Genomic DNA, 17,055 nt, shown 5'->3' on the forward strand with positions numbered 1-17,055 from the left:
AATACTTGTGGCGAGCGGGCTCGCCACAGCAACCCCTGATCCAGATCACCATGACCTATAACTGATTCAACGATTCTCGCGGCTTTTTGCCGCCTCCCTGCAAGGAAGATGCGTGTGTTCGCCACCCTGCTGATCATTCTGGCCTCATCCCTGGTGGTGATTGCGCTGTTTCGCCGGCTGCAACTGCCGCCCGTGCTGGGCTACCTGTGCGTAGGCCTGGCCGTGGGCCCTACCGCGCTGGATTGGGTGAATGACAGCGAAGAGCTGCCCGACCTCGCCGAACTGGGCGTGGTGTTCCTGTTGTTTTCCCTGGGCCTGGAGTTCTCCCTGACCAAGATGCTCAGCCTGCGCAGCGTAGTGTTTGGCCTGGGCAGCTTGCAGGTATTGGGCTGCGGGGTGCTGCTGGGGGCCTTGCTGATGGCCTTGGGTGTGGCGCCGGGCATCGCCTTGTTGCTCGGAGCGGGACTGGCGCTGTCGTCCACCGCCATCGTCAGCAAGGAACTGACCAGCCTTGGGGAAATTTTCAGCAGTCATGGCCAGAACGCGATTGGTGTCTTGCTATTCCAGGATGTGGTGGCTGTGTTGCTGCTGACGCTGGTCCCGGTGTTCGCCGGCAACAGCGAGCAAACCTGGTATGTGGCGTTGCCGCTGACCCTGGGCAAGACCGTGGTGTTATTCGTCGGGCTGTTGCTGGCCAGCCGCTGGCTGTTGCCGCGCCTGTTTCGTGAGGTGGCCGCGTCCCATTCGGCCGAGTTGTTCGTGCTGCTGGCGCTGGTGATTGTGTTGCTCACTGCCTGGTTGACGCACCTGCTGGGCCTGTCCCCTGCCCTTGGCGCGTTCCTGGCCGGTATGCTGCTGGGGGAAAGCCATTACCGCCATCAGATCGAAGCGGATATACGACCGTTCCGCGACATCCTGCTGGGGCTGTTCTTTGTCAGCATCGGCATGCTGATCGACCTGCAACTGTTCCTCAGTCACAGCCTGCTGATCCTCGGCATGACACTTGCGCTGATGCTGGTCAAAGGCTGCGTAGTCGCCGCACTGGTCAAACTGCGCGGCAGCGACAGTGAAACCGCCTGGCGCAGCGGCCTGGCCCTGGCCCAGGGCGGCGAGTTCTGTTTTGCGTTGATGGCGCAGATGCAACAGAGCCGCCTGATACCGGATGAATTCAACGGTCTGCTGCTCGCCGCCACGTTTTGCTCAATGCTGCTCACCCCGCTGCTGTTGCGCGCCGCGCCGGCCATTGCCCTGCGCTTGCACCGCAAGCCCAATCAGCAAGTGCAACTGGAAGAAATCACCGCGCTCAACGCCCAGTTGCAGGGCCATGCGGTGATCTGTGGCTATGGGCGGGTCGGACAATCCATCGGACGCTTCCTGCGCCGCGAGCAGCAAGCCTTTATTGCCCTGGATGACGACCCGGAACGGGTACAGGAAGCGGCCACCGACGACAGCAGCGTGCATTACGGCGACTGCCGTCGCGGCGCCCTGCTCACTGCGGTCGGCCTGGAGCGCGCGCGCTTGGTGGTGATTGCCGTGGACAATAGCGATGTGGCACTGGTGGTGCTCAAGGAAGCCCGCCGACTCAACCCGACGGTGCCGATCCTGGTGCGCACCCGTGATGACAGCCAACTGGCAGAGCTCAAAGCCGCGGGCGCCAGCGAAGTGGTGCCCGAGCTCTTGGAGTCGAGCCTGATGCTCGCCTCCCACGCCTTGATCATGCTGGGCCTACCGGACCAACAGGTTCAGGCGCGGATCGATGATGTGCGGCGCAACCGCTACCGCCTGCTGCACGGTTTTTACTCGCACCCTGGCAGCGAAGAAGAGGCGCCGATCAATCCTGACTGACCGCGCCGATCTTGTGGATCGACAGGTCCGCGCCGTAATACTCCTCTTCCTGGCTCAAGCGCAGCCCGTGTACGCGCTTGATCACGCCATACACCAACAGACCGCCCGCCAGCGCCACGGCGATGCCAAGGGCGGTACCGATCAGTTGACTGACCAGGCTGACGCCCCCCAGTCCGCCCAGCGCCGTCTGGCCGAAGATGCCGCAAGCGATGCCGCCCCACACGCCGCACAGGCCGTGGAGTGGCCACACACCCAACACGTCATCGATCTTCCAGCGGTCCTGGGCCGCAATGAAGAACCACACAAACAGACCGCCGGCCACCACGCCCGTCACCAGCGCACCGACCGGGTGCATCAGGTCCGAACCAGCGCAGATCGCCACCAACCCGGCCAGTGGGCCGTTATGCAGGAAGCCAGGGTCGTTTCGACCGATCACCAGGGCGGCGACGGTGCCTCCGACCATGGCCATCAACGAGTTGACCGCCACCAGGCCGCTGACGCCGTTCAGCGTTTGCGCGCTCATGACGTTAAAACCGAACCAGCCCACGATCAAAATCCACGACCCCAACGCCAGGAACGGAATGCTCGACGGCGCGAACGCCACCAGGCGCCCTTCGCGATAGCGCCCATTGCGCGGTCCCAACAGCAACACGGCCGCCAGCGCCAGCCAGCCGCCCATGGCGTGCACCACCACGGAACCGGCAAAGTCGTGGAAGCTGGCGCCAAAGGTTGCCAGCAGCCAGGCCTGCAGGCCGAAATTGCCGTTCCAGACCATGCCTTCGAAAAATGGGTAGATAAACGCGACGATCAGCGCTGTGGCACACAGTTGCGGAACAAATCGTGCACGCTCGGCAATACCCCCGGAAATGATCGCCGGGATCGCCGCCGCAAAGGTCAGCAAGAAGAAGAATTTCACCAGGCCGTAACCATGATCGACGCTGATCACCGCCGCCGGTTGCATGAAGCTCACACCATAGGAGACCCAATAGCCTATAAAGAAGTAGGCCAGGGTGGAGATGGCGAAGTCGCTGAGGATCTTCGACAGGGCATTGACCTGATTTTTCTGGCGCACAGTACCGACTTCCAGAAACGCAAAGCCGGCGTGCATGGCCAGGACCATGACCGCACCAATCAGGATGAACAGGGTATTGGAACTGTGGACAAGGGTATCCACCGCACTTTGCAAATTTTCCATGGAGGTTGGCAGGTCTACATTAAAGGCAAAAAGCACCAAAGCGGTTCAAGCCAGCGTTTCATGCACTAAATTGGCACCACCGGTTTCACCCTTCTTCAGAGGGCGTGAACCGCTTTAGCGCAGCGATTAACACAACAGACCGTTCCCGACAGGGTTTTTCCGCGAGTTTGAGTGATTTAGGGTAAGGTTTTTCAAGGCATTAGCCTCAGGCCGCCCGGATTCGGCGCAGCGCCTGAGGCATGCGCACCAAGGCAAAGCAAAAGCTGTACCACACAATTGCACTGAACCTTCACCGATACCGGTGACTCGAAACCACACGTACACACCAGCCAATCACGGAGATATCCATGGCCAGAAGAACTGCAAAGACTGCTCAAGAAATACTGATGGCGGATTTTCAAACCCTGGTCGACGACACTGAAAAGTTGCTGGACGACACCGCCCTCCTGGCCGGGGACCAGGCCGATGAGCTGCGCAGCAAGATCAATGAAAGCCTGCTCAAAGCCCGCCAAACCCTGCAACTGACCGAAGACTCCCTGCGCGAACGCGGCCAGGCAGCGGTCACAGCCACCGAAGATTATGTGCAAGCCAACCCGTGGCAGTCGGTAGGTATCGCCGCCGGCGTGGGCTTCCTGATCGGTCTGCTGGCTACAAGGCGCTAAATCATGTCTATCGGCGAATCCGGCTCGTCCACGGGCCCAAGTTCAACGTCCCGACGCCTGGGCGCAGCTGTACTGGGCTTGCTGCACAGCCACGTCGAGTTGTTCGGGATCGAGCTGCAGGAACAAAAGGCACGCACCGTCAGCCTGCTGCTGTTTGCCGGCCTGGCGCTGGTGTTTGCCCTGCTGTTACTGGTGGGGTTGTCGACATTGGTGATGATCCTGGTGTGGGACACCGGCTACCGCCTGACCGGGATCATCTGCCTCTGCGTGTTCTACACCCTGGCTGCCGCATTTTGCGGGATACGCTTGAAAGCGGCGGTGTTCGATGAGTCCACGCCGTTCCATGCCACCCTCGAAGAGCTGGCCAACGACCGGGAGCGCCTGCTGCCATGAGCCTGACTGAAATCCCGCAAACCGCCTCCCGCCGCGAAATGCGCAAGGCGCTGATTCGCCTGCGCATGGAAATGCACCGCCAGGAGATCCGTCACGAGTCCCAGCAACTGATGGCGCCCCTGAACAAAGTGCGTAACCTGGGGCACAGCTGGCAAGACGGCCTGGGCATCAAGCACGCGCCGCTGTGGGGCGTGGCCGCCGTCACGCTGATCGGTTTCTTTACCGGCAAAGGTGCCAAGGGCGGCGGCATCGCCAATCTGACGCGCCTGGTGCGCCTCGGCGCCGGCCTGATCCCATTGATCAAATTGGCGATGCAGGGCAGTTCACGCAAACAGTGAGCCTTGCTGGCTGCATTCTTGCTAACAGAATCGGCCCGGCCCTCGTTTTCGAGGGCCGGGCCTTTTTTCTCCACCGCTCTTAAGGAGGCCCCGTGATCGACGGGCAACCGTTTGCCTGCTTCCAACCGTTCATCGACACCGCCACCGGTCGTATCGCCGGCGTCGAAGCCTTGGGCCGCTTGCGCCAGGCTGACGGCCGTTTGGAGTCCGTGGGCCCGCTGTTCGCCGACCCGCGCACGCCGAGCGTCACCTTGCGCCGCCTCGACCGGCAGATCCGCGACGATGCGCTGCGCCGCTTGCATGAAGCCCCTGAAGACTGGTTTCTGAGCCTGAACATCTCACCGCGCTGGATCAACCAACTGCGCCCGGGCCAAGCCTTGCCGAGCCTGAAACAGATTCACGCCCATGGCGTCGACCCGGCGCGCATCGTGTTTGAGATCACCGAACTGGGCGGAGATATCCAGCGTCTGACCGACGTGGTCGTGCGCTATCGCGAGGCCGGTGCACGCATCGCCATCGACGATTTTGGCGCTGGCTACTCCCAGCTCGATCGAGTGCTGGCGTTGCAGCCGGATATTCTCAAGCTGGACATGCGCCTGTTCCAGGAGGCCGCCCGGGGTGGACCGAGCAGTGAGGTGGTGCGGGCATTGGCGCAAATGGCAGAAAAGACCGGGTGCTGGATCATTGCCGAAGGCGTGGAAACCGAGGCGCAATTGAGCTTCGCCCTGGAATGCGGTTCGCGGTATGTCCAGGGCTATCTGTTCGCCCAGGCACAGTTGGACTGGTTCGCCGCCGACGCCTTCGTCCCACGTTTTGCCCAACTGCGTGCGGCGTATGTCCAACAGAAACTGGCGGAACGCGGACGCGTCAGGCAACTGCGCCAGCAACTGGCCGAACTGATGAACATCCTGCAAACCTGGGCCCAGACCCAGGCGCCACTGAATCACTTGCCCCAACTGCCGGCCTTTCCCTGGCTGCTGCGCTTTTACCAGTGCGACCGGCACGGCACCCAGCTGACGCCCAACTTCGAGTGGCGCCAGGACGCCTGGCAAGCCGACAGCCGCTACCTGGGCCACAACTGGTCATGGCGACCGTACTTCTACCTCCTGCTCGCCGAAGGGTGGGAGGAGCGGCGACTGACCTTGTCCTCGACCTACCGCGACGCCACCACCAACCAGTATTGCCTCACCGCCGGACAATTCTTCGATAACGGTCAGCGCTTGCTGTTAATCGATATCGACGCAGCCGGGCTGTAGATTTTCGCTTGCTCCGCCCACCCGGAACCGGGAAGCTGGGCGGGTCATTTACTGCACGGAGAGTACCCGCCTTGGATTGGCCCACCCTGCTGACTCGCGAACGTCTTGGCAAGCCCCTGCATAGCCCCGAAGAACTGGGCCGCAGCCCGTTCCACAAAGACCATGACCGCATTATTTTCTCCGGCGCGTTCCGCCGCCTTGGCCGCAAGACCCAAGTGCACCCGGTGTCGAGCAACGACCACATCCATACCCGGCTGACCCACTCCCTGGAAGTCAGCTGCGTCGGCCGCTCCCTGGGTATGCGTGTCGGCGAAACCCTGCGCAGTGCCCTGCCCGACTGGTGCGACCCGAGCGATCTGGGCATGGTGGTGCAATCGGCCTGCCTGGCCCACGACATCGGCAACCCGCCGTTCGGGCATTCCGGCGAAGATGCCATCCGCCACTGGTTCCAGCAGGCGGCCGGACGCGGCTGGCTGGATGATATGAGCAACGCCGAGCGCAATGATTTCCTCAATTTCGAAGGCAACGCCCAGGGCTTCCGGGTCCTGACCCAGCTGGAATACCACCAGTTCGACGGCGGCACGCGCCTGACCTACGCCACATTGGGCACTTATCTGAAATACCCCTGGACCGCCCGTCACGCGGATTCGCTGGGCTACAAGAAACACAAGTTCGGCTGCTACCAGAGTGAACTGCCGATCCTTGAACAGATCGCCCACAAGCTCGGCCTGCCGCAACTCGAAGACCAGCGCTGGGCCCGGCACCCACTGGTTTATCTGATGGAGGCGGCAGACGACATCTGCTATGCCCTGATCGACCTGGAAGACGGTCTGGAAATGGACTTGCTTCAATACGCCGAAGTCGAGTCGCTGCTGCTCGACCTGGTCGGCGACGACCTGCCGCAGACCTATCGCCAGCTGGGCGCCCAGGACTCCCGCCGACGCAAGCTGGCGATCCTGCGTGGCAAGGCCATCGAGCATCTGACCAACGCTGCGGCACGGGCCTTCGTCGAACAGCAGGATGCCTTGCTCGCCGGCACCCTGCCCGGCGACTTGGTGGAGCACATGCACGGCCCCGCCAAGCGCTGCGTACTGGACGCCAAGGACATGGCACGCAAGAAAATCTTCCAGGACAAGCGCAAGACCCTGCATGAAATCGGCGCCTACACCACCCTGGAGATTCTCTTGAACGCCTTTTGCGGCGCGGCACTGGAGCAGCATGGCGGACGCACGCCCTCCTTCAAGAACCGACGCATTCTCGATCTTTTGGGCAACAACGCACCGGACCCCGCCTGGCCGTTGCACGCGTCCTTCCTACGCATGATCGACTTCATCGCCGGCATGACCGACAGCTACGCCACCGAGATGGCGCGCGAAATGACAGGGCGCTCCAGCCCTCAATGACCTCACCGATCATGCCGCCTGTTCACTGAACAGAATCTGCCTACGACGGGAACAGAGCGGCCTGATCGAATTCGCACAAACATACGAAGAATAATCTCGCACGCTCCGGGCAGATCAGGCGAACAGTTCCTACATGCCCTCCATCGACGCTTGACTCACCGTGTGCCTTCTATGCCCAGTTACTCCCTTCGCATCCTGTTGGTGGAGGACCATCCCTTTCAACTGCTCGCCACCCAGTGCCTGCTCAGGAGCTTCGGTTTCGAGCGACTGACCCCGGCCGAAAACGCCGAGCAGGCGATCCGCTTGATGACCCTGGCCGAAGCGCCTTTCGACATCATCCTGTGCGACCAGTGCCTGCCAGACCTGCCAGGGATTGAATTGATTGAAATCGCCAGCCGCCGACGCTTTATCACCGGCGCCATCCTGCTCAGCGGGCTCCCCGAAGCAGAACTGTACACACTACAAACCCAGGCACTGGAACGCGGCCTGCCCCTGCTCGGTTACTTGTCGAAACCTTTGAACAAGGATGAGCTTGCCGGCTTGACCCACTTATTCCATGCCTCATGAATGTAGGACTTCAAACATATAAACCCGTCGAAAAGTTTCCGCATAACGCCCATTGAATCCCTGATTTCACGATTCAGCGTGCACGGCAGCGAAACGCTGACCTCTCGTGTCACAAAGCCTAACCAACTGGTAGGCCTTTACCTTTTTTAATGTAGGAATTTTCCTGTTTTATATCTACTCCCCCTTGGGTTCATGCTCCCCCCTAAGCTTCTGAGCTAATGTGCCCGCTTTATTTGCACTTGCATGGAATATGATCATGAACACCGTTTTTATTATTGATGACCATCCGGTTATAAGACTTGCTATCCGAATGTTGCTGGAACACGAAGGTTATGAAGTGGTGGGCGAAACGGATAACGGCTGCGACGCCATACAAATGGTCCGCGAATGCCTGCCGGACCTCATCATTCTGGATATCAGCATTCCAAAACTCGACGGCCTCGAAGTGCTTTGCCGATTCAACGCCATGAATACCTCGATGAAAACCCTCGTCCTGACGGCCCAATCCCCCACCCTGTTCGCCACACGCTGCATGCGATCGGGTGCCGATGGCTACGTGTGCAAGGAAGGCGACCTGAGCGAGCTGCTGAGCGCCATCCGCGCCGTGCTGTCGGGCTACAACTATTTCCCCAGCCAGGCCTTGAATGCCAGCGGCGTGGACAACGTGGATTCCAAGGAGCTTGAACTGTTCAAGGCCGTCAATGATCGCGAGTTGATGGTATTGCAACTTTTTGCACAAGGTCGCACTAACAAGGAAATCGCCAAAGGCATGTTCCTGAGTAATAAAACTGTAAGCACCTATAAAAAGAGGCTGATGCAAAAACTTCAAGCCAAGTCCTTGGTAGAACTTATCGAGATGGCAAAACGAAACGCGCTAGTGTGAGAAAGCGGATGCCCAGATGTATAAAGGACTATCTGATTATATTGAGTGCCGGTTTGTGCTTCAGCACCGCAGTGCCTGCCATACCGCCGTCGGGCGCGGGACATTTCAACTTATTGAGTCGCGCAAGCTCCGTACAACTGGAAAGCCAACTGAGCAAGGTCCAGCGCCAGTGGCTGCAGAACAGACGCGAACTGGTGCTGGGCACGGCGTTCCCGGACTATCCTCCCTTCGACCTCACTTCCAGTGGCCGTGACTATGAAGGACTCACCGCCGACTACGCCGGCCTGCTGTCCAAGGCGCTGGCCTTGCCCGTCAAGGTGTTGCGCTACCCGTCGCGGGAGGCCGCGATCCGTGCCCTTGAAGCGGGGGATATCGATTTGCTCGGTTCCTCCAACGGCTTCGAAGCGGCAAACCTCAATCTCATTCTGTCGGAGCCCTACGCCGTGGACCGGCCGGTGCTGGTCACCCGCGAAGGCGAAACCCGCAGCCTGAGCGATGGCCTGGCCGGGATGCGCCTGGCACTGGTCTATCATTACCTGCCGCTGGGCGAGGTCGAGAAGCTGTACCCAGAGGCGATCATCCGCGCTTATCCCTCTTATCAAAATGCGCTGAATGCCGTGGCATTCGACCAGGCCGACGTGTTTCTCGGCGATACCATTTCCACCCATTACATGATCAACAAGGGCTACCTGAAAAACATCCGCATGGCCAACTTCGGCAAACACGAGGCCTATGGCTTCAGCTTTGCGATGCGCCAGCACGACCACACGTTGTTAAGTATCGTCGACGCCGTACTGAGAGCCGTGCCCACCAACGAGCGGGAAGCAATCGCCAAGCGCTGGAGTGCCGGCAGCGATATCCTGCTGACCGACCAGAAACTGCAACTGACCCTGCGCGAAGAGCGTTGGCTCAAAGACAATCCGGTGGTCAAGGTGATCGTGAATCCCACCTTTGCGCCGCTGACATTCTTCGACGCCGATGGCAACTTTCGGGGCGTCACCGCCGACCTGCTGGAGTTGATTCGCTTGCGCACCGGCCTGCGCTTCGAGATCCAGAGAGGGCGTGATGTGAACGCAATGATCGACCAGGTCGAAGCCGGCAAAGCGGACATCATCGGTGCCATCATCCCCAGTGCCGAGCGGGAAGCCCAACTGGACTTCAGCCGCCCCTACCTGGAGAACTCCTATGTAATGTTGACCCACAAGGAGAGTCTCGCCCCCATCGGCCTTGAGGAAATGGAGGGCAAGCGCCTGGCGGTGACCAGGGGCAGTCCGCTGCAAAAATTCCTGCGCGAAAACTTTCCGAAAATCCAACTGGTTGAAACGGGTGACACCTTCAAATCGGCCGAACTGCTGTTGCAAGGCCATGTGGAAGGTGCGGTGAATACCTTGGTGGTCGCCAACTATCTGCTGTCGTCGCAAATGTTCCAGGACAAGCTCCAGATCAGCTTCAGCATTGGCACGATACCTGCCACCTTCGGGCTTGCGACATCGCGCAGCGCCACCGAGCTCAGCTCGATTCTCGACAAGGCCTTGCTCAGCATCGCCCCGGACGAACTGGGCGTGATCAACAGTCGTTGGCGCGGCTATACCGCCGCCTCCGACAGCTACTGGCGCGACTATCACCAACTGATTGCCCGTATCGTCATCGGCACCGGGTTGCTGCTCCTGATCTCCTTGAGCTGGAACGCCTACATGCGTCGCCAGATCAAGCATCGGAAAATGGCCGAGCGCGCCCTCAATGATCAGTTCGAATTCATGCGCGCACTGGTCAATGAAACCCCGCACCCGATCTACGTCCGTGACCGCAGGGGCCTGCTGCAGACCTGCAACGACAGCTACCTGCAAGTGTTCGACGTCAAGCGCGAAGACGTGATCGGCAAGAGCGCGATGCAGATCAGTACCGCCCTCGCCGCCGAAGCGGCGCAATACCACGCCGACTATCAACGCGTGGTGGCCGAAGGCAACCCACTGATCCTGGACCGCACCCTGCATATCCGTGGGAAAAAACTGACGATCTACCACTGGATCCTGCCGTACCGCGACTCTGTCGGTGAGGTCCAGGGCATCATTGGTGGTTGGATCGATATCAGCGAGCGACGCCAGTTATTCGACGAACTTCGTGCGGCCAAGGAACGCGCCGACGAGGCCAATCGCGCCAAGAGTACGTTCCTGGCCACCATGAGCCACGAAATCCGCACGCCGATGAACGCCGTGATCGGCATGCTGGAACTGACCCTCAAGCGCGCGGACCAGGGCCACCTCGATCGCCCCGCTATCGAAGTGGCCTACAACTCGGCCAAGGACCTGCTGGAGTTGATCGGCGATATCCTCGACATCGCCCGTATCGAATCCGGGCGCCTGAGCCTGGCCCCGGAGCGCGTCAACCTGCGGGAAGTGATCGAGTCGGTGGTGCGCGTATTCGACGGCCTGGCACGCCAGAAGACCCTGAGCCTGTTGCTGGAATTCAAGCCCGACCTCGACGACACCGAAGTCCTGATCGATCCGCTGCGCTTCAAGCAGGTGCTGTCCAACCTGGTCAGCAATGCAATCAAGTTCACCGAGCATGGCCAGGTCAAAATAAAGGTCGAGGTGCTGCCCACCCCGCTGCCGCAACAGGTCGAGATGAAACTGGTGGTGGAAGACACTGGCATCGGTATCAGCCGTGACGATCAGTTGCGCCTGTTCGAACCCTTTGCCCAGGCCGACAACTCCGGTCAACTGGCGCGGAGCGGCGCTGGCCTGGGCTTGGTAATCTCCCGCAGCCTGTGCGCCATGATGGGTGGCGAGCTGAGCCTGAGCAGCGTGCCCATGGTGGGCACCCAAGTGCATGTCAACCTGAAGATGACACGCCTGCAGCAAGTGCTGGCCGTGGACGAGCTCAAACCCGAGGCCCCGGTGACCGCGCCCGTACTCAACGTGCTGGTGGTGGACGATCACCCGGCCAACCGGCTGTTGATGTGCCAGCAACTGGGCTACCTGGGGCACCAGTTCACCGCCGCCCACAATGGCTCCACCGGCTTCCAGGCATGGCGCCAGGAGCACTTCGACCTGGTCATCGCCGACTGCAACATGCCCATCATGAATGGTTATGAGTTGAGTCGTTCGATCCGCGAATACGAACAGCGCGAGCAACTGACGCCCTGTGTCGTGCTGGGGTTTACCGCCAATGCCCAACCCGAAGAGAAGCTGCGTTGCGCCCAGGCGGGCATGAACGACTGCCTGTTCAAACCCATCAGCCTCACGGCCCTGGAGCGGCAACTGGCACGGATCAGCCCTCGACCCGCCAGCCTGATTCTGGACCTCGGCAACTTCGAGGCCCTGACCGGCGGAGACCCGCAGATGAGTCGGCGCCTGCTGGAAGAGTTGTTGAGCAGCAGTCGTCGGGATCGCCAGGAGTTGCTCGCACTGATGGACGCACAAGCCTCGCGCCAGGACGTCATCGAACAGGCGCACAAGATCAAGGGCGCTGCGCGTATCGTTCAGGCGTGCGCACTGGCGTCTCAGTGCGAAGCCCTCGAACAGGCCTGTGCGCGGGGTGACGACCGGCCCCAGATCGAAGCCGGTGTAAAAGCCCTGGAAAAGCTGATGCTGGAACTGGAAAGGATGCTGCAAGTGCAGCTTCACAGGCTGGATGGCCAGTAAGAGGGCGTGACCCGCCCCCCTGTTGCGTCAGCAGTCGGTCAAACGCAGGAAAATCGCCGCAAGCTGTTCGATGCCCGCCTGGTCCTGCTGGGTAAAGCGGGCCAGCGACGGGCTGTCGAGGTCAAGAACGCCAATCAGTTGGCCGTTCTTGACCAGCGGCACCACCAACTCACTGTTGGACGCGCTGTCACAGGCGATATGCCCAGGGAACGCGTGCACATCTTCCACTCGCTGGGTCTGGCGTGTCGCCGCAGCGGCACCACATACCCCCCGGCCAAACGGAATACGCACACATGCGATCTGCCCCTGGAAAGGGCCCAGCACCAGCTCTTCATTGCGGTTGAGGTAAAAACCCGCCCAGTTCAGGTCATCGAGCTGGTTGAACAGAAAAGCGGAAAACTGGGCACTGTTAGCGATGAAATCGCGCTCGTCGGCCAGCAGCGACTCCAACTGCGCGCAGAGCATCGCATAGCCGTCGAGGCCGGTGCCGGCGTGTTGCAGATCGATCATGGTTGACGCTCCAGCAATTTGAGGCCCACCCAGTAACGGGCGAATTGATACGCGCAACGACCGTTGCGGTTGCCGCGCCCGGTGGCCCAGCGTACGGCAAGGATGTCGAGCGCTTCATCGCGCTGCCACTGCAAACCGGCCTTGTTCGCCAGCTCGCCGATCCAGTGCTCCACCACATTCAGGAAATGCTCCTGAGTGAACGGGTAGAACGACAGCCATAAGCCGAAACGGTCGGACAAGGCAATCTTGTCCTCCACGGCCTCACTGGGGTGCAGCTCCCCGTCCACGCGCTTCCAGTTGTCGTTGTCACTCTGGTTTTCCGGTACCAGATGGCGGCGGTTCGACGTGGCATACAGCAACACGTTTTCCGGGGCCTGCTCCAGGGAACCGTCCAACACACTCTTGAGCACACGGTAATCACCTTCGCCGGCCTCGAATGACAGGTCGTCGCAAAACAGGATGAAGCGTTGCGGCAACTTGAGCAGTTGTTCGACCACGCGCGGCAGGTCGGCCAGGTGATCGCGTTCGATTTCGATCAGGCGCAAGCCAGCCTTGGCATGCTGGGCGAGCAAGGCGCGCACCATGGACGACTTGCCGGTACCACGCGAACCCCACAGCAGCGCATGGTTGGCGGGCAGGCCGTCGAGGAATTGTTGGGTGTTGCGCGCCAATGTTTCACGCTGCGTGTCTACGCCGATCAGGTCAGACAAGCGCATGTCCAGGCTGACCTCCAGCGGCAACAGGAAACCACTGCGGCCTTCGCGCTGCCAACGGGCGGCCAGGCACTGGCTCCAGTCGATGGCGTGGCGTGGCGTGGGCAACAAGGGCTCAAGGCGCGCGAGGACGGCGTCGGCCCGCTCAAGAAAGGCATTCAATCGAGAATCCACGATTATTCCTCTGGCAAGTTTTTGCAAAAGATGGCGTATTGGCAACCCTGCGGCGGATCGCACGAGACCGCGTAAACAACGATACATGTCGGGCAAGCCAGAGCCGGTGGATGTTCAGCTATGCTTGCCGGGCGAAGGGAAACGTGAAGTGGTTCAACGCTCGATGGATATCAAGTTCGCCCACCGCTTGTCTTATAAACAAGCCAGATTGACTGTGCTGGTCGGTTTCGTCTTGGGAACCTTGCTCAGCCTGATCCAAATCGGCATTGATTATGCCAGCGAAGACGCATCCATCAACCGTGAAATTCGCTCGCTGATCGAAATCAGCCATAACCCCGCGTCACGTATCGCCTACAACATAGACGCCGAACTGGCCCAGGAACTGACTCTGGGCCTGCTGCACTCCCCTGCAATCATTCACGCCCAGTTGATCGACAACAACGGCCTGGTGCTGGCGGATGTCGACCGGCCACGCAAGGAAAGCACCTACAGGCCCATCAGCGACTTCCTGTTTGGCGCCAACCGCCAGTTCGAAGACCGGCTGTTTCTGGGGCACATGCCCACCGAATCCCTTGGCATGTTGCGCCTCGAGGTGGACACCTACGCCTTTGGCAGCCGCTTCCTACGCCGCGCCGAGATAACCCTGCTCAATGGGTTTGTGCGCAGCCTGCTGCTGAGCGGCATCCTGCTGGGCCTGTTCTACACCATGCTGACCCAACCGCTGGTGCGCATTATTCGTGAATTGAGCAATCGCAAGCAGGCGCGCCTGGACTGTCCGCCCGGGCACGAACATGACGAAATCGGCGTACTGGTGAATGTCGCCAACCAGCAATTTGAAAACATGGAGACCGAAATCCAGCAGCGCCGTCATGCCGAGGACCGGCTGACCGAATACCTGGGCCAACTGGAAGACATCGTTTCGGCCCGCACCCTTGAGCTCAAGGCCAGTAACCAGCAACTGAGCCAGTCCAACGAAGAACTCGAAGCCGCGAAGATGACTGCACTGGGCATGGCCCAGGCCCGGGCAGCGTTCCTGGCGAACATGAGCCATGAAATCCGCACCCCGCTCAACGGCCTGCTGGGGATGATCGCGCTGTCGCTGGACAGCCCGTTGACCGCCGAGCAACGCCAGCAACTGTCCATCGCCCATGACTCGGGCAAGGTGCTGGTGGAATTGCTCAACGATATCCTCGACCTGTCCAAGTTCGACGCCGGCCAGCTCGAGCTTGAGTCGATCCCGTTCGACCTCGGCTCGCTGGTGGAAGACACCGCCAACCTGCTGTCGCAGAACGCCGCGCCCAGCGTCGAACTGACATGCCTGATCGACCCGCAGTTTCCCGCCCAGGTACTCGGCGACCCGACCCGCGTACGGCAGATCGTCAGCAATTTGCTGTCCAACGCCTTGAAGTTCACCCGCTTCGGCAGAGTGGACGTACGCCTGAGCGCCTTGAACGGTAGAGTGCGTATCGAAGTGTGTGATACCGGCATCGGTATTGCGCAGGAAGCCCAGGTGAAAATCTTCCAGCCGTTCACCCAGGCTGGTGCGGGTATCACCCGTCAATTCGGCGGCACTGGACTGGGCCTGGCGCTGACACGCAACCTGTGCGAAGCGATGAAAGGCCGCCTGAGCATCAGTTCGGAAGTCGGCTTTGGCAGCCAATTCTGTGCCGACCTGCCGCTGCCTATGCATTTACCCGCCACACCACAGCCGCGGCTCAAAGGTGAGGTGATCGCCATCACCAGCGCCGGCAGTGGCCTGACCGAACTGCTCACCACCCTGCTGCCCCATTGGGGGCTGACACCACGTTGCTACGGACAAGACGAAGACTTGAGCGGGCAAACCCCAGACCTGGTGATCAGTGATTGCCCGGAATGCCTGTTCCGCTTGCGCCCCACCATGACCGCGCCGATCCTGCTGGTGACCGCTTACGGCAATTTCATGCCCGGCGAAGAGGTCGCTGCGCTGGCGCCGTTGCAGCAACAGGCACGCCCGTTGAGCCGTAATGCGCTGTACCAGATCCTGCAACGCAACTTGCGCAGCGGCGCCCCTCCGATCCTCGACCCTATCCAACTGGACGCCGCGCCCCTGGCTCACCGCGCGCGCATCCTGCTGGTGGAGGACAACCCGGTCAACCAACTGGTGGCCAAGGGCATGCTGACCAAACTGGGCTGTGAAGTGGTCGTGGCCGCCCATGGTGGCGAGGCGCTCAAACTCCTGGAAGAACAACGCTTCGATATGGTGTTGATGGACTGCAATATGCCCGTGATGGACGGCTATGAAGCCAGCCGGCAGATTCGTCGCAGCGGACGTTGGCCGGACCTGCCGATTGTCGCATTGACCGCCAATGCGATGTCCGAAGAGCGCGAGCGATGCCGGGCAGCGGGCATGAATGACTACCTGGCCAAACCGTTTCGCCGCGAAGAACTCAGCAGTCTGCTGGATCTGTGGGTGCCAACGACGACAAGCCTTTGATCTGCCGCAGCAACTGGTCCAGGCCGTCACGCAAGGCGTCGGCCTGGTTCAGGTCGATACCGCTGTCGCACAACAACCGGGTCTTGAGGCCATGGGCGTGCTCACGCAGATGCACACCGGCTTCGCTGAGACTCAGATGCACTTCGCGCTCGTCCCTGGCACTGCGCTGGCGCCTCACCAGCGCGAGCTGCTCAAGACGCTTGAGCAACGGCGTCAGCGTGCCCGAGTCGAGCATCAGGCGCTCGCCCAGGGCCTTGACCGTGGGTTGGGCCGGGGCAGCGGCATGCCATTCCCACAGCACCAGCATCACCACGTATTGCGGGTACGTCAGGCCCAACCGATCCAGCATCGGTTTATAGGCGCGGGTCACGGCCCGTGACGCCGCATAGAGCTTGAAACACAATTGGTCGTCGAGGGCCAGGGACACGCTGGACAGGTCGGTCATTTGAGCAGGGCTTCGATCTCTTGGGTCAGATCCTGGGGCTTGGTGGTGGGGGCAAAGCGCTTGACCACCTGGCCGTCGCGGCCGATGAGGAACTTGGTGAAATTCCACTTGATCCCCTTGGACCCCAGCAGGCCCGGCGCCTGTTTTTTCAGTTGCACGAACAGCGGGTGGGCATCGGCACCATTCACATCGATCTTCTTGAACAGCGGGAAGCTGACGCCGTAGTTCAGCTCGCAGAATTCGGAAATCGCCCCTTCATTGCCCGGTTCCTGCTTGCCGAACTGGTTGCAGGGAAAGCCCAGCACCACCAGGCCACGGTCCTTGTATTGCTGCCAGAGCTGCTCCAAGCCCTTGTACTGCGGGGTGAAGCCACATTTGCTGGCGGTGTTGACCACCAGGACGGCCTTGCCGGCGAAATCGGCCAAGGTCTTTTGCTCACCCTTGATGGTGGTGCAAGGGATGCTCAGCAGGGTAGCGCTCATGACAGTGCCTCTCGAAAGATGGGGACGAAAATAAAACATAGCGATCAATTCAATTGCACGCAATTTAATTGA

The 17,055-nt window shown here is 60.6% G+C and carries 15 protein-coding genes; 10 read left to right on the forward strand and 5 right to left on the reverse strand.

The window, feature by feature from the left end:
* The first annotated feature begins 108 nt into the window (after nucleotides 1-108).
* Nucleotides 109-1,845, forward strand: coding sequence for a cation:proton antiporter (locus tag BLR63_RS13585; protein ID WP_010565036.1), 1,737 nt, complete (start codon nucleotides 109-111; stop codon nucleotides 1,843-1,845).
* Here BLR63_RS13585 and BLR63_RS13590 read toward each other — a convergent pair.
* Nucleotides 1,832-3,040, reverse strand: a complete 1,209-nt coding sequence (locus BLR63_RS13590; RefSeq protein ID WP_010565037.1) for an ammonium transporter — start codon at nucleotides 3,038-3,040, stop codon at nucleotides 1,832-1,834. The two genes, BLR63_RS13585 and BLR63_RS13590, sit on opposite strands and share 14 nt — an antisense overlap.
* 347 nt (nucleotides 3,041-3,387) lie before the next feature.
* On the opposite strand from BLR63_RS13590, the gene BLR63_RS13595 reads away from it, so the two are divergent.
* The 8 genes from BLR63_RS13595 to BLR63_RS13630 all read left to right on the forward strand — a co-directional run bounded on the left by BLR63_RS13595 (nucleotide 3,388) and on the right by BLR63_RS13630 (nucleotide 12,186).
* Entirely contained in the window at nucleotides 3,388-3,702 is a 315-nt protein-coding gene (locus tag BLR63_RS13595) for a DUF883 family protein (protein WP_010565038.1), read from the forward strand.
* Nucleotides 3,703-3,705: 3 nt separating this feature from the next.
* Nucleotides 3,706-4,095: a phage holin family protein gene (locus BLR63_RS13600; protein WP_010565039.1), complete on the forward strand. Its 390-nt coding sequence runs from the start codon at nucleotides 3,706-3,708 to the stop codon at nucleotides 4,093-4,095.
* The gene (locus BLR63_RS13605; RefSeq protein ID WP_010565040.1) at nucleotides 4,092-4,433 is read left to right on the forward strand and encodes a hypothetical protein; all 342 of its coding nucleotides are present in this window, start codon (nucleotides 4,092-4,094) and stop codon (nucleotides 4,431-4,433) included. Before BLR63_RS13600 ends, BLR63_RS13605 begins: the two co-directional genes overlap by 4 nt.
* A 92-nt stretch (nucleotides 4,434-4,525) precedes the next feature.
* The gene (locus BLR63_RS13610; RefSeq protein WP_010565041.1) at nucleotides 4,526-5,689 is read left to right on the forward strand and encodes an EAL domain-containing protein; all 1,164 of its coding nucleotides are present in this window, start codon (nucleotides 4,526-4,528) and stop codon (nucleotides 5,687-5,689) included.
* A gap of 71 nt (nucleotides 5,690-5,760) precedes the next feature.
* Entirely contained in the window at nucleotides 5,761-7,092 is a 1,332-nt protein-coding gene (locus BLR63_RS13615) for a deoxyguanosinetriphosphate triphosphohydrolase (protein ID WP_010565042.1), read from the forward strand.
* Nucleotides 7,093-7,263: 171 nt separating this feature from the next.
* Nucleotides 7,264-7,659, forward strand: coding sequence for a response regulator (locus BLR63_RS13620; RefSeq protein WP_010565043.1), 396 nt, complete (start codon nucleotides 7,264-7,266; stop codon nucleotides 7,657-7,659).
* Nucleotides 7,660-7,915: 256 nt separating this feature from the next.
* The gene (locus tag BLR63_RS13625) at nucleotides 7,916-8,542 is read left to right on the forward strand and encodes a response regulator transcription factor (protein WP_010565044.1); all 627 of its coding nucleotides are present in this window, start codon (nucleotides 7,916-7,918) and stop codon (nucleotides 8,540-8,542) included.
* Nucleotides 8,543-8,550: 8 nt separating this feature from the next.
* Nucleotides 8,551-12,186: a transporter substrate-binding domain-containing protein gene (locus BLR63_RS13630; RefSeq protein WP_042946838.1), complete on the forward strand. Its 3,636-nt coding sequence runs from the start codon at nucleotides 8,551-8,553 to the stop codon at nucleotides 12,184-12,186.
* A 27-nt stretch (nucleotides 12,187-12,213) separates the two neighbouring features.
* Here BLR63_RS13630 and BLR63_RS13635 read toward each other — a convergent pair whose 3' ends face one another.
* The gene (locus BLR63_RS13635) at nucleotides 12,214-12,696 is read right to left on the reverse strand and encodes a GAF domain-containing protein (RefSeq protein ID WP_010565046.1); all 483 of its coding nucleotides are present in this window, start codon (nucleotides 12,694-12,696) and stop codon (nucleotides 12,214-12,216) included.
* Complete coding sequence (locus BLR63_RS13640; protein ID WP_010565047.1) at nucleotides 12,693-13,583, reverse strand: ATP-binding protein; 891 nt, start codon at nucleotides 13,581-13,583, stop codon at nucleotides 12,693-12,695. Before BLR63_RS13640 ends, BLR63_RS13635 begins: the two co-directional genes overlap by 4 nt.
* A 163-nt stretch (nucleotides 13,584-13,746) precedes the next feature.
* Here BLR63_RS13640 and BLR63_RS13645 point away from each other — a divergent pair, with 163 nt between their 5' ends.
* Nucleotides 13,747-16,056 carry a hybrid sensor histidine kinase/response regulator gene (locus tag BLR63_RS13645; protein ID WP_010565048.1) on the forward strand — a complete coding sequence of 770 codons (2,310 nt, stop codon included), beginning with the start codon at nucleotides 13,747-13,749 and terminating at the stop codon, nucleotides 16,054-16,056.
* On the opposite strand, the gene BLR63_RS13650 is transcribed toward BLR63_RS13645, so the two are convergent.
* Nucleotides 16,010-16,501: a MarR family winged helix-turn-helix transcriptional regulator gene (locus BLR63_RS13650; RefSeq protein WP_010565049.1), complete on the reverse strand. Its 492-nt coding sequence runs from the start codon at nucleotides 16,499-16,501 to the stop codon at nucleotides 16,010-16,012. The genes BLR63_RS13645 and BLR63_RS13650 overlap by 47 nt on opposite strands.
* Nucleotides 16,498-16,983, reverse strand: a complete 486-nt coding sequence (locus BLR63_RS13655) for a glutathione peroxidase (protein WP_010565050.1) — start codon at nucleotides 16,981-16,983, stop codon at nucleotides 16,498-16,500. The genes BLR63_RS13650 and BLR63_RS13655 overlap by 4 nt, the downstream gene beginning before the upstream one ends.
* Nucleotides 16,984-17,055 lie beyond the last annotated feature (72 nt).

It is taken from the genome of Pseudomonas extremaustralis (assembly GCF_900102035.1).
Taxonomy (GTDB): Bacteria; Pseudomonadota; Gammaproteobacteria; order Pseudomonadales; family Pseudomonadaceae; genus Aquipseudomonas; species Aquipseudomonas extremaustralis.